Raw genomic sequence first — 14,379 nt, forward strand, 5'->3', positions numbered from 1 at the left:
GATTTAAAAAATTATTTCTTAATCAGCTTTTTTGTCCAGCTTTTTTGGTCTGATTTGAAGTTTAAAATGTAGATCCCTCTGCGAAGTTTACTCACGTCAATTACACTTTCATTTCCTTGAGGTCTATTTTGCAAAATCAAATTTCCAGTATTGTCATAAATCGTAATGACTTTATTGTCTAAGTTTTCAGGAGATGAAACTTGAACATAATTAGTTGTCGGGTTCGGATACACTGCAAAAACAGTTTCTTCTGCTGGAAGTTCTTCCTCAACACTCAAAGCCATTCTAGCTGTCGAAGCAGAACCATAAGCTTCTATTTCATATAATGAATATCCGTAAGGAGCCAAAGCTTTTGCTGTACATAAAATACGAAGATATCTTCCTGTTCCGCTTACCGCTAAATCATCTGTTCCTCCATCGCTTGCCGTTTGTGTATTGATGGTTTCATTTTCTGTAAAAACATTGTCAGTTGAAAGTTGTACTTTATACTGAGTTGCATAAGCTGCTTCCCATTTTAAAACAACTCTGTTGATATTGTAATTACTTCCTAAATCCACATAAATCCATTCAGTCGCATTGGCAAAAGAACTCGCCCATCTTGTACCTGCATCTCCGTCTGTTGCTTTATTTGCTGTAAAAGTTGCATTTTCTTCTGTAGAAGCTGTCGCTGTTTTAGCTAAAGCTAAATTCACATTCGGATTTGGAGTGATATTTCGAACTGTTACATCGCTAAAAACTCCAGTTGTTAAAGTTCCATTAGCGTGTGAAGTAACTGCCATTCCAACATAAATTGTACTAGCCATTGAAATTGTTCTTGGTGTTCCAATTTGTGTCCATGTTGTTCCGTTATCTGAAGAATATGAAGTAAATACATTTCCAGATCTTACTAAACGAATCCATTTTGGAGCAGCTCCTGTTGCAATTTCAGCAGTTGTTACTCCCGAGGTTGTGTCGCGAGTCAAAAACTCAATTCCAGCTGCAGCACTTGCGTCTGTCATGGCGTGTTTGGAAGTTGGTGTAAGTGTTTCTCGAAACATTACTCCTGCTTTTGCATAAGTGTTGGTATTAGTTAACGAATTTACTTTAGCAATAATCTCAGCATCTCCAGTTATTGGCTGATTTACAAATTGAAATTGATCGCTTGTTTCCCAAATGTCATTTCCTGCACCTTTAATCGTAAATGTTCCGCTAGCATGCGTAGCTTCTCCCGCAGGAGTTACAGCACCTAAATCGGTACTTGTCCAAGGCGCTGGCAAAGTGCTTGGATTTTCTGTAGAAACTAAATTTAAAGCTCTCAGATTGTCAAAATAATAGGTGTTTCCAGAACTTGTACCAGGCTCAAATAAGAAAACAAAACGATTTACTTCGCTGTCTAAAGTGGAAGCGTCTGGCGAACTTACATACGTAAAAGTTACTGTATGCCAAGCATTTGATTGTTTTACAACTCCTTGATAAATACTATGTCTTCCAACAGGATAATTCGCTGGAACCGAAGCGCTACTTTCTGCCTGCCAAGAAATAATTGATCCAACTGGTGCTGAAGTATAAACGTCCATCGCAAACTTTTTAACTCCGCCTTTGAAATCTCCAATATTGGTTAATGTGGTATTGAATGAAAAATTATCATACAATTCAGTCGATTTACGAACGTATTTTCCAACGTTTGAAGAAGTATTGATTCCGCTTGCATTTGGATTTGCTGTATTTGGTGTGTAAGTCCCAATAGCATCTCTAAAAGTAATATTGTGAATCGTTTGGTAATCTTCATATACTACACCTTGCGTGAAAGTGTCTGGAAGTTTAGTAGAACCTATTCTAATATTATCAAAATAATACGTATCGCTTGTGTAAGAACCTGAATTAAACAATAAAACCATTTGATTTACTGCTAAATTTGAAGTTCCCGCATCTGGACTTGAATTGTAGTAAAAAGTCAATGTTTCCCATTGATTTTGTTTGGTTGTAATGGCTACATAATTACTATTTCTTCCTGTCGGATAATTAGCTGGAAGCGATGTTGCACTGTTTTCAAAATTCATGCTTACAACCGTACCAATTGGCGCCGTTGTATACACATCGATCATGATTTTATTGGTCTGATTTTTAAATAAACCAGCATCTTCAATTGAAGTTTGTGTATTAAAGAAAAGTACATCATATTGCTCAGATGCATTTCGAACATACTTCGCTACATTCGCGGAAGCGTTAACCGAATTCGTTCCAGGATTTGCCACAACTGAATAAGTTCCAGTTGTTGTTCCTTTTATAATTTTATTTACGCCATCATAATTTTGCAGAACATCTGTTGCAATAATTGGTTTTTCTGGCGCTGCTTTTGTCAGCAGATTATCAAAATAATAAGTTGCTCCAGAATTAGAATTCGATTCAAAAAGAATAACCACATTGTTGATTGATAAAGCACTAGTATTAGGATCGATTATTTTTTCAAACTCAAATTCGATCGTTTCCCATTTGTTCTGAACTGTCGTTGTTGCTTTAAAACCGCTATGTCTTCCTGATGGATAATTGGTTGCAGTAGTTACGTTACTGTTTTCTAACTGCATCGAAATTTTTGTTCCAACCGGCGCCGAAGTATAAATATCAAACGAAAGTCTTTTTCTTCCGTAAACGTAATCGTTCGCATTGGTGATGGTTACGTTTCTGATGTTTAAAACATCATATAATTCACTTGAATTTCGAACATATTTTCCAACCAAAGCAGAAGTGTTAATTCCCGTAGCAGAAGGATTCGCAACAGCCTCTGTCAAAACTCCCGTTTTTACAGGATATAATACATTTCGATTACTTTGAAAATCTTCATGTATTTTTTCAACTGGCAATGCTGGCTCGGTTGTAACCGCCAGTTTATAGTTATTGACATTACAGCCAGAAACTGTTGCAGCTACAGAAACATCTCCTCCAGAAGTTCCCCAATTTACGGTAATCGAATTTGTTCCCTGCCCTGATGCAATTGTTGCTCCCGCTGGAACAGTCCAGTTGTAGGTCGCCCCCGCAATTGCATTTACAGAATAGGTTTTACTAGTTTCATTTTGGTAGACTTTGTTATCGCCTGTTACCGCATATTTAAAACTCCCATCGTAAACACGAACATAATCGACTTGTAATTTTGCTGGGAAATCACTAGGAACTGGCGGTACTCCTGCTCCATTTACACTGGTGTAAGGCGTTCCTGCACTACCAACAGCAAGGTTTAAAATGATATAGAACTGACTATCGTTAAAAGGCCATCCGCCATTAACTGTCGTATTTGGTGTTGCGGTGTGAAATAAAACATCGTCAACAAACCATTTGATAATATTTGGTCCCCATTCGACCGCATAAACGTGAAAATCTGAAGATAAATCTGTTGGAGAGCTGTAGCTTCTTCCTGTAAAATGATATCCGTTTCCGTCATAATGAATAGTTCCGTCTACAGATTGCGGATTTCTGTGTTTGGCTTCCATAATATCAATTTCACCAGTATACGGCCAGTTTCCATTTACGGGAAGCATCCAAAAAGCTGGCCATGCTCCCTGCCCATTAGATAACTTCATACGGGCTTCAATTCTTCCGTATTTTAAAGAGTACTTTCCTTCTGTTGTCAGTTTTGAAGAAGCATACGGCTGATCTGGAAATGAAGCATTCGGTTCATACTTTGCCTGAATGTTCAAATAACTGTTTGCGCCTTCTTTTACGATTGTCGCCTGATTTGGGTCGTAACGCTGTGCCTCAGCATTTCCAAATCCACAGAGCGACGGACAGCCGTTTCCTGATATGCTTTGCCATTTGGTTAAATCTACTGTTGTACCATTAAATTCATCAGACCAAACGAGCGTATTACATTGGGCATGAGTTTTAAGAAATGGCAGCATTAAGAATAAAACTGCAATACAAAATTGTTTAATTAAATAAGAATTGCTTTTCGGTGGTCGGCCGAAAAAAAAGTCATTTTGCTTCATTTTTAAATAGGTTTTAGTTAGTAAATGTTATTCCTTGAATAAATGCTACTTTATAAAAACAGATTGTATTTTCCGACAATAACAGCGCAATATTAACTAAAAAATCAGGCAAGACTTACATTTTTGAGTACGGTTTGACTACGGTACTATTAAAAAAATGTAATAAATAGCCCATAAAAACCGTAAAACTACTTAGGATTTCATTTACAAGACAAAAACTAAAAATTGAGAATGAACTCGGTAATGTTAGTATCAGAAGGAAGCTGTAATTTTTTGCGAATACGGTATCGAGTATCTTCAACACCTCGAACAGAAATTCCTAAAAGTGGTGCAATTTCCTTTGTATTGAAGTTCATTCGTAAATAAGCACACAATCGCATATCGCGTGGAGTCAATTCTGGATAACTTGATTTTAATCGTTGCATAAAATTATCATGCAATTGATTGAAAATTTCTTCAAATTCGTTCCAATGCTTGTCTCCCTGCAATTCGTGATCGATTAATTTATTAATTTTCGTCAGAAGACTGAAGTTTACATTTGGATCGTTTTTCTTATCAATCTGTCCAATCAATTCTTTTATCGAAAGTAAGATTTCATTTAAATGAATCAAATTGACCGTATTCGAAGCCACTTTAGCATTTTTAAGGTTAATTGTAGTTTGAAGATTTTCGCGAACAATCGCCATATTTTCTTGTTCTAAAGCCAGTTTCTGCTCATTTAATTCCGCACGATTTCGAAGCAATTCTTTCTCCTGATTAAGAATTAACTGCTCTCGTTCACGTTCTGCGACTCCTTTTTGATATTTAATAATGGTATAAATTAAAACGCCAAAAAGCATCAAATACAAAATATAAGCCCAAGTAGTTCTATACCAAGGCGGTAAAACTTCAAATCGAAAAACGGCTTCTTCACTAACTACATCATAAATATTTTTTGCCCTTACGTGAAAAACATATTCGTTTTCAGGCAAATTGGTATATTCTTTTTCTGTTTGCAGACTATAATCTGACCAAGTAGGTTCAAAACCTTCTAGCCAATATTCGTATTTTGTAGCATCGGCATCATCAAAACAAAGGGAAGCAAAAGAAAAATGAAGCGCATTATTAGAATGCGATAAAACAGTCGAAAATTTATCACTTACCGATCCTGTCTTATTCGGCAAAACATCATAGCGGCTGGAAAACAGCAAACTATCTTTTGGAAAAATACATTTTACTTCTGAAATAACCGCTTTATATTTCGTTTGATATTTCTTGTTTTTAATAACGCTGTAATGAATCAAACCTTCTTGCGTTCCAAAAAAGACATCGCCACTTTTTGTGGTTTGAATATTTTCGAAACCTGGAACATACAAATAGCGAAGTTTTCGAAAAGGAAGCTCCTCAATTTTAAAACTTCCATTTTTCTGCTTGCTCAATTTTCCTGTATTTTCGCCAGAAACATACCAAATATTGTCCTGATTGTCTGGTTTTAATAATCGGATGTGATTTTCTAGTCCGAGATATTTCTTAAAAACAGGATCTGGAATCATCTTTTTTGAAGATACATCTTGCCTGTAAACACCTTTGGTTGTTCCAAACAAAATCTGATTATCAACCTTAAAAGTATTCAAAAACAAGCTCGATGGAAAACCATTTTTATCATTGTAAAACTGAATATCCTTAACCGAATCAAATGTCGCGTTGAATTTAAGTTTATAAATTCCTTTATAACCGTGCGCAATCCAAATGTTGCCTTGTTTATCGGTTTCCATAATTCTACTGCTTTCCTCAAAACCTTTTATTCGATGCTGAAAAACCCAAGAATTGTTCATTTTTTTCAAAAGATATAATCCTGTATAACCTCCAACAAGAAGTAAATCAGGATGATTTGGAACTAGAATTCCTTGCCAGGCGCCGTCAATTTTGGCTATCGCTTTCGCGGAATTTCCCTTGATTTCGAATATTCCATTTTTTTCAAAAGCCAATAACGAATTACCGTAAACACCAACATTCCAAACATTTTCAGACATTCCTGAAACAAGCTGAAAGGTAACGTTTTCTCTTTTTCCGCTTTTATAAGCTTCCCAATTAAGCCAAAACAAACCATTGTCAGTGCCGATATATAATTTATTTTGGTAAATCTGGCTACAATAGATTTTGGTTTCAGAATTAGTTCCATCAATAATTTTTGATAGAGGAGACGAAATTTGAATTAACGAAATTCCACCTTTAAGTGTCACCCACAAATTTCCTTCTTTATCAATTTTAAAATTGGTCACATATTCATTCTGAAGTCCCATTTGCTTGTCGATATGCTGAACCAAATGTCCTGAACCATCTATGACTATCAATCCTGATTGACGGGTTCCAATTCCGATATAACCATCCGAAAGTTCAATTCCCGCCGAAATCTGACTTTGCTTTAATAAATGATCAACTTCGGTGACAAATGGTTTAATTTGATTTTCACTGAAAGTAAAAAGACCATTTTTTTGAGTTAATAATAAAAGTCGGTTTTGAGTTTGAAAAATCTTTCTCACCTGCAGTCCAACAAACTTGTGACTATTTTCAACTGGAACTAAGGTATCACCTTTTAGCTTTAATAATCCTTTTTCATTGTCTGAAACATATATTTCTTTTCCCACTTCGAAAAAATCATCAAAAGAAGTTTTAGCATCTATAACTTTAATTGAATTGTTTTTATAAATAAAAATCCTTTCGTAAGAAAAAAAAATCACTTCATTATTTCGAATGATGGTATGTAAAACATCACCAAAATTTCTAGCTGATTTAGGAAGCAATTTTACCAAAGAAGTATATTGATATTGCCCATTTGGAAGCTGAATCACAAACCCAAAATCCCCTTGCGCACCAACATATATTTTATCGTTTTTATCAATTGTCATAGAGCGCACCATACTTCGGTTTTCTGGCTGGGTCACAATTCCCCAGCGCACGCCATCAAACTGCATAATTCCAAAATGGTTGGCAAAAAACATCATGCCTTTAGAATCTTGCAAAACATCCCAATTCTCTGATGCCGCTTTATATGCTTTCGGGCTGTAATTGACTATAAAAGGAACTCCAATCTTTTTGATTTGAGAATTGACAATTGGAGAAAATAATAGGAATAGAAGTAAAATTCTAATTTTAAATTTCATCATTCTGTTTGCGTCTGTAGGTTAGTTTTGCGATTTTTAAAATCACAATCCGGAAAATGCTTCTTTGGGAAAAGTCATTTTCTAGACAAAAAACATTCTTTTTTTAAATGTATTAATAACAATTATTCATTATTATCAAAGCAAAAAAGAGAATGTCGAAACTCAAATATATAAAATTTTATTTTAATGCAATAAATTGCTTTTTAATGAGAGAATTTGATAATTAAACTTTGTCGGGTTTAACCTAAAACTTGAAACAAAACAAACATGAAACAAATTTTAAATTCCAAGTTTTTCACTTAACTCTTCATACGAACTAAAAAGCTCTGCTCCTTCTTCTTTTAAATCATCATTATTGAAACCATTTGCAAAACCATAAACTTTAAATCCACCGCTAATTCCAGATTTTACTCCTGCTTTACTGTCTTCTAAAACAATGCAATCTTTTACCTCAAATCCCATTTCTTTTGCGGCGTGCAGAAATATTCCTGGCTCAGGTTTCCAACTACCAATTTGATATGAACTGAAAATTTTATCTTCGAATCGATCCAACAGTCCTGCCACTTCAAGATTCAAACGAATTTTCTCCACAGGTCCGCTTGAAGCCACACAATATGAAATGGTCAATTTTTCGATAAAATCAATAACACCTTTCATTGGTTTTACCTGAGTTTTAAAAGCTTCAAAACTCTTTTCGCGATATTCAGTTTCAAAATTTTCTGGAAGTTTCTGATCGATCGCTTCTTCAATATGCCGAAAACAATCTTTTAGATTTCGACCATTAAAATGACGATAAGCGTCTTCCAATTCCATTTCGAATCCGTGTTCTTGTGCCATTGAAAGCAAAATTCCATTACCGATTTTCTCGGTATCGACTAGAACTCCATCGCAATCGAAAATTATACATTTTATCATTTTTATTGATTTCATTTAATTATAAAAATTGCCTTTAAAAGACAAGTAATGAAATTTACGAAAAAATAAACCGATTCAAAAATCTAAATTTAGTTTTGTGATTTTCAGCATTCTGTACAGAATTACACCTATTCTGTATTTTCGATTCAGTTTTGATTTGTACTTTTATAATCCTATCTAACCTAATTTTTGAAATATTAAAAACTGAAAAATTTGAAAAAACATCTTTTTATTATAACCGTTCTGACAGCAAATTTTACTGCTTTTTCTCAGAATAAAATTATTACGATTACCAACAATTTAAAGGTTGACAGAGAATTTGAAACCATAGAACTGACTAAGAAATCTCTCGGTTTAAATGCCAATTCCAAACTAGAAAATTATGCTGTAAAAGAAATCGGCAGTAGTTCTTTTTTAGAAACACAAACTGTAGATCAAGATGGCGACGGAAATGCGGATTTGCTTTTATTTCAACCAAAAATAAAGGCGTCGTCAAAACAAGATTTTGAAGTTTTTATTGGAACAAATCCTTCGGCATCAAAAGTTATCAATTGCTATTCTCGTTTTGTTCCAGAACGTACAGATGATTATGCTTGGGAAAATAATAAAGTGGCTTTTAGAACTTATGGCCCTGTGGCACAAAAAATGGTCGAAGACAAAATTGCAGGTGGAACGTTAACAAGCGGAATCGATGCTTGGCTAAAAAGAGTCGATTATCCAATTATCAATAAATGGTACGAAAAAGCAACAAACGGAACAGGAACTTATCATAAAGATACGGGAGAAGGTTTAGATAATTTTCATGTGGGAGACAGTCGCGGCGTGGGTGGAATTGCCGTAAATGTAGACGGAAAATATTATTTTTCTAAGAATTTTATCAGTTGGAAAACTATTACAACGGGACCAATTCGAACAAGTTTTATTTTAACTTATGCCGACTGGGATGCAAAAGGCAATAAAATAACTGAATCAAAATTGATTAGCTTAGATTATGGAAATCAGCTTTCTCGTTTTGAAATCAATATTACTGGGACAAAAACTATTGCTGCAGGTTTGACGCTTCATGACAAAAAAGGAACTATTGGAACTAACATAAAAGAAGGCTGGTTAAGTTATTGGGAACCAATTGATGATTCTGAAATCGGAACAGGTTTAGTCGCTCCAAAAAACACTTTGCTAAGTTTTGATAATCATGTTACGGAAGAAAAAGATTTGAGTAATCTTTACGGAAATATTTCAGTAAAAAACAACAAAGCGATTTATTATGTAGGTTTTGGATGGAAAAAAGGAAGTCCGTTTCTAACTAAACAAGAATGGGAAAAATATTTGAGTTCTTTTGCTGAGAGAATTAATAATCCGTTGATTGTGAAGGTTAAGAAATAAGTTTTTTTGCCACGAAGGCGCTAAGACACAAAGTTTTTAAATATAGCCCGTGGTTTCAACCACGGGAACACAAAGCATAATCACAATACGTTTCCCGTGGTTGAAACCACGGGCTATGTTTGAAGTGTGTTTTGTCATTTCGACTGAAAGGAGACCCGAGCGATAGCGAACTGGCGAAGCAAATCACACTAGAAACTCGATAACGATTGGCGATTTTCTTTGTGGAATATCTTGTGAGATTTCTCCTTTCAGTCGAAATGACAAACTAAACTTTAGAAGCAAGGAGAATATTATTTCACAGGAAAATAATTCTCTTTCAAAATAATCTCTAACGGAATATAATGTGTCTTTTCTGTTTCTTCTTGAAGAACCAGTTTTTTGTATAAATAATTGATTCCCAAATAACCTTGATCTTCTGGTCTTTGGTTAATTAGAAAATCAATTACGCCTTTATTTAGATATTCGATATTTTCTTTCAACAAATCAAAACCAATAATTCGAACGCCTTTTATGTTGTTTTTTTCTAAAAAATCAGCCACAATATAAGCTCTGGAATTCGGCACAAAAACACTATTTACGCCCAAAAACATTTCCATACTCAATTGATCTATTCCGGAATCTTTTAAAGTAACTTCTGAGAACTTAAAATTGGTCAATTCGTCATGATCTTTGAAATACGAATAAAATCCTTTAATGCGTTGGAGATAAACAGAAGTACTTTCGATTTCGCGCGTAATTTTAAAAATTAAAACCTGTCTTTCATTTTTAACCGCAAAACTGATTAATCTTCCTGCCAAATAACCGCTTTGAAAAGCATTTTGTCCAACATAAGCGTGTTCATTTTCCTCCGAAATATTCGAATCGATCATGACAATTGGAATGTTCTTCTTTTTATATTCGTCCAAAAACTGAACAGATTCTTCATAAAAAATTGGTGCAAACAATAATCCGTCGCATTCAAACTGCATTATTTTTTTTGCAGATTCTTTAAAAGAAGACAGATTATAATCATAGAAAAAATAATCCAAGACAATTCCGAACTTGCTAAATTCTAAAGCCGCTTTTTCAATTCCGTCAATCTGACTTTTCCAATATTCTAAAGTTTCCGATTTTGGAAGGAAAATGGCAAAGTGAAATTTCTTATTTAACGCCAAGTTACTGGCCAATATATTTCGCTTATAGCCAAACTCTTCGATAATCGCATTGACTTTGTCAACCGTTTCCTGAGCCACTTGTCCGCGTTTGTGTATAATTCGATCCACAGTTCCTGGCGAAATATTGGCTAATTCGGCAATTTTCTTAATCGTTATGATATTGATTCTTTTTAAGTTAAAAAAATAAAAGCAGTGCGGTAAAATTAATTTATTTTATTAAAAATAAGTTGTTTTACAGTACAATTTACATACATTTGTAAAAACACCGTGTACGCACACGCAAAGATACACATAACATTAAAAAACCAAAATAATAGCGTTCAAAAATGATAGTAGATTCATTACAAAATGCAGCAAAATATTACGGACTGCATCCAAATTTCAAAAAAGCTTTTGATTATGTAAACGAAAATGATATTGAAAATCTTGAAGAAGGAGCTTTTGAAATCGGCGAAGGTTTAAAATTGATTGTAATTGTCGGACAAGGAAATACGAAAGAAGAAGCCGTAAAAGGATTTGAATGCCATGATAAAAATATCGACATTCAGATTTCTATTAAAGGTCCTGAAACTTTTGCGTGGAAACCAAGAGAAAAATGCGTTAATCCTAACGGAGATTATAGCGACGAAAGAGATGTTCGTTTTTTTCATGATGCTCCAGACACCTTTTTTCAATTACAGGAAAAACAATTTGCGATATTATTTCCAGAAGACGTTCATACTGCAATGATTGGCGAAGGTCTTTTGAAGAAAATTGTAATTAAAGTAAAAATATAATTTATGAGTACCATTCAGAACTCGATTGATGTTATTGTAAAACAAGGAATGCTTCCGTTATATTTCAATGCAGATGAAAACAAAAGTATTGCGGTTTTAAAATCTCTTTATAATGTCGGAATTAGAGCTGTAGAATATACAAGTCGTGGCCCAGAAGCACTTTCGAATTTCAAAAAATTAATCGAAATTAGAAATGCTGAAATGCCTGGAATGCTTTTAGGAATTGGAACAATTAAAAATTTAGCGCAGGCAGAAACCTATTATTTAGCTGGAGCTGATTTTTATATCAGTCCAGGTTTTGTTCCTGAAATTGCAACGTTTTTAATCGGAAAAGAAGTTTTATATGCTCCGGGTTGTATGACACCAACAGAAATTATTGCTGCTGAAAATGCTGGAGTAAAATTCATTAAGCTTTTCCCAGGAAATATTTTAGGGCCAGATTTTATGAGCGGTATTCGAGATGTTTTTCCAAACTTAACTTTCATGCCAACTGGTGGTGTAGATACTACAAGACAAAGTATTGAAACTTGGTTTAATGCAGGAGTTTCGGCAGTTGGAATGGGAAGTAAATTAATCAGTAAAGAAGTAATGGCTTACGAAGCTTACGAGACAATTGAAAAAGAAACAAAAAGAGTTTTGGATTTGATTGAAACGATAAGAGGTTAAAAATCAAATTCAAACAAAATAATAAATTATAAAAATAAATGGATTCAATATTCAATCTAAAAGGAAAAATTGCGCTGATTACGGGTGGTGCTGGAGTTTTAGGAAGCAATTTTGCAAATGTTTTAGCCAAACAAGGCGTTATTGTCGGAATCGTTTCACAATCTCTAGAAAAAGCTGAAAACACTGTAAAAACAATCGAAGCAAATGGTGGAAAAGGTTTTGCGGTTCAGGCAAATGTTTTAAACAAAGAAGAAATCGAAAAACTTAGAGATTTTATTGTTGAAAAATACGGTCGTTTGGACATCTTGATCAATGGTGCTGGAGGTAATATGCCTGGAGCAACTATTCAGCCAGATCAAGCTGTTTATGATATGAAAACCGATGATTTACAAAAAGTTATTGATTTAAATATTATTGGAACTATGCTTCCTTCTCAGGTTTTTGCAGAACTTTTTGCAAAGCAGAAATCAGGAAATATCATTAATATTTCTTCGGCATCGGCTCAAAGACCTTTAACAAGAGTGGTTGGTTATTCGGCTTCAAAAGCAGCAATTGACAATTTTACACAATGGATGGCGGTTGAATTGGCGTCTAAATATGGCGAAGGAATTCGTGTAAACGCAATTTCACCAGGATTTTTTATTGGAGAGCAAAATCGCGCTTTGTTATTAACTCCAGAAGGAAAATTAACGCCAAGAGGAGAAAAAATTATCGATCATACGCCAATGGGAAGATTTGGTTCGCCAGAAGATATAGACGGTGCGCTTTTATTCTTATGCAGCGACATGTCTAAATTCGTAACTGGAATTACATTAAAAGTAGATGGTGGTTTTGCCGCTACAAGTATTTAAGATTTCTCACGCCCTGCAAGGTTTTGAAAACCTTGTAGGGCTAAATTATACGTTTATATAAATCAAAATACCTACAAGGTTTTGAAAACCTTGCAGGAGAACAAACCAAAAACACATAACAAATGGAACAAACATTAAGATGGTTCGGACCAAATGATCCTGTTTCTTTACAAGATATTAAACAAACTGGAGCAACCGGAATTGTAACGGCTCTACACCATATTCCAAACGGGCAAGTCTGGAGCATTGACGAAATCATTAAGCGTAAAGTTGAAATCGAACACGAAGACGGAGATCCTAAAAAAGGCGCTTCTGGCTTAACTTGGTCGGTTGTAGAAAGTATTCCGGTTCACGAAGACATTAAAAAACAGACTGGAAATTATCTTCAATACATTGAAAATTACAAAGAAAGCATTCGTAATCTGGCTTTGTGCGGAATTAAATGTGTTTGTTATAATTTCATGCCAGTGTTAGATTGGTCAAGAACAGATTTATCTTTTACGGTTGAAGATGGTTCTAAAGCTTTACGCTTTGATATCAATGCTTTTGCAGCTTTTGAATTATATATTTTAAAAAGACCTAGCGCAGAAAACGAATATTCTGAGGAACAAAAACAAAAGGCAAAAAGCTATTTTGAAGCCATGACTGCTGATGATAAAGTAAAATTGCAGCAAAACATTCTGGCTGGACTTCCAGGCGCTGAAGAAGCTTATTCTGTTGAAGATTTCTTAGTTACTTTGAATACTTACAATCACATTGACAGACAAGCTTTAAAGAATAATCTTTTTCATTTTTTAAAAGAAATTATTCCAGTTGCAGAAAGTAAAGGTGTTTTGATGGCTATTCACCCTGACGATCCACCCTACCCGATTTTAGGTTTGCCAAGAGTTGTAAGTACCGAAGAAGATTTGATCGAATTAATGAATGCCGCTCCTTCTAAATCAAACGGATTTACAATGTGCACGGGGTCATACGGTGTAAGAGCTGATAATGATTTGCCTGGAATGATAAGACGTCACGGCGATAAAATGAATTTTATCCATTTAAGAAGTACACAGCGCGACGAAGAAGGAAGCTTTTACGAAGCCAATCATCTTGAAGGAAATGTTGATATGTACGAAGTTGTAAAAGCAATTCTAGAAGTTGAAAAAAGAAACAACAGCAAATTACCAATGCGTCCAGATCACGGACATCAGATGTTGGATGATTTGAAGAAAAAAACAAATCCGGGTTATTCTGCAATTGGCCGTTTAAGAGGTTTAGCAGAACTACGTGGACTTGAATTAGGGATTAAACGATCCTTATAATTGGTTTTGCCACTAAGGCCCTAAGACGCTAAGTTTTTTTAAGCCACAGATTAAAAGGATTAAAAAGATTTTTTTCTCTCGCAGATTTTGCTGATTAAGCAGATAATTTAAAAGTTTAGTTTGTCATTTCGAGGGACGAGAAATCTCCGCAAGTGACTCCACAAGTTGAATTCTCAATCTTTGTAGAGCTACTTGCGGAGATCCTTCCTTCGTCAGGATGACAAA

At 34.6% G+C, this 14,379-nt stretch carries 9 protein-coding genes; 5 read left to right on the forward strand and 4 right to left on the reverse strand.

What is annotated here, in order from left to right; all coding sequences use genetic code 11:
- Positions 1 to 11: 11 nt before the first annotated feature.
- From OD917_RS06255 to OD917_RS06265, 3 genes are all read right to left on the reverse strand, one after another.
- Positions 12 to 3,959, reverse strand: coding sequence for a family 16 glycosylhydrolase (locus OD917_RS06255; protein ID WP_263522696.1), 3,948 nt, complete (start codon positions 3,957 to 3,959; stop codon positions 12 to 14).
- A 218-nt stretch (positions 3,960 to 4,177) separates the two neighbouring features.
- The gene (locus OD917_RS06260; protein WP_263522697.1) at positions 4,178 to 7,105 is read right to left on the reverse strand and encodes a triple tyrosine motif-containing protein; all 2,928 of its coding nucleotides are present in this window, start codon (positions 7,103 to 7,105) and stop codon (positions 4,178 to 4,180) included.
- A gap of 276 nt (positions 7,106 to 7,381) precedes the next feature.
- Entirely contained in the window at positions 7,382 to 8,017 is a 636-nt protein-coding gene (locus tag OD917_RS06265; protein ID WP_263522698.1) for an HAD family hydrolase, read from the reverse strand.
- A gap of 213 nt (positions 8,018 to 8,230) precedes the next feature.
- Between OD917_RS06265 and OD917_RS06270 the strand changes: the two genes are divergently transcribed.
- Positions 8,231 to 9,400 (forward strand): DUF4861 domain-containing protein, encoded by a 1,170-nt coding sequence (locus tag OD917_RS06270; protein WP_263522699.1) that lies wholly within the window; start codon positions 8,231 to 8,233, stop codon positions 9,398 to 9,400.
- A 290-nt stretch (positions 9,401 to 9,690) separates the two neighbouring features.
- On the opposite strand, the gene OD917_RS06275 is transcribed toward OD917_RS06270, so the two are convergent.
- Entirely contained in the window at positions 9,691 to 10,758 is a 1,068-nt protein-coding gene (locus OD917_RS06275) for a LacI family DNA-binding transcriptional regulator (RefSeq protein ID WP_318013866.1), read from the reverse strand.
- A 122-nt stretch (positions 10,759 to 10,880) separates the two neighbouring features.
- Here OD917_RS06275 and OD917_RS06280 point away from each other — a divergent pair, with 122 nt between their 5' ends.
- The 4 genes from OD917_RS06280 to uxuA all read left to right on the forward strand — a co-directional run bounded on the left by OD917_RS06280 (position 10,881) and on the right by uxuA (position 14,154).
- Positions 10,881 to 11,330 (forward strand): YhcH/YjgK/YiaL family protein, encoded by a 450-nt coding sequence (locus OD917_RS06280; RefSeq protein ID WP_263522700.1) that lies wholly within the window; start codon positions 10,881 to 10,883, stop codon positions 11,328 to 11,330.
- A 3-nt stretch (positions 11,331 to 11,333) separates the two neighbouring features.
- Positions 11,334 to 11,996, forward strand: coding sequence for a bifunctional 4-hydroxy-2-oxoglutarate aldolase/2-dehydro-3-deoxy-phosphogluconate aldolase (locus tag OD917_RS06285; RefSeq protein ID WP_263522701.1), 663 nt, complete (start codon positions 11,334 to 11,336; stop codon positions 11,994 to 11,996).
- Positions 11,997 to 12,034: 38 nt separating this feature from the next.
- Positions 12,035 to 12,847, forward strand: coding sequence for an SDR family oxidoreductase (locus OD917_RS06290; protein WP_263522702.1), 813 nt, complete (start codon positions 12,035 to 12,037; stop codon positions 12,845 to 12,847).
- 122 nt (positions 12,848 to 12,969) lie between these two features.
- A complete protein-coding gene (gene uxuA / locus OD917_RS06295) occupies positions 12,970 to 14,154 on the forward strand; it encodes a mannonate dehydratase (protein WP_263522703.1) in 1,185 nt (394 codons plus the stop codon).
- Positions 14,155 to 14,379: the final 225 nt, after the last annotated feature.

Source organism: Flavobacterium sp. SH_e (assembly GCF_025717045.1).
In the GTDB taxonomy this organism is placed as follows: domain Bacteria; phylum Bacteroidota; class Bacteroidia; order Flavobacteriales; family Flavobacteriaceae; genus Flavobacterium.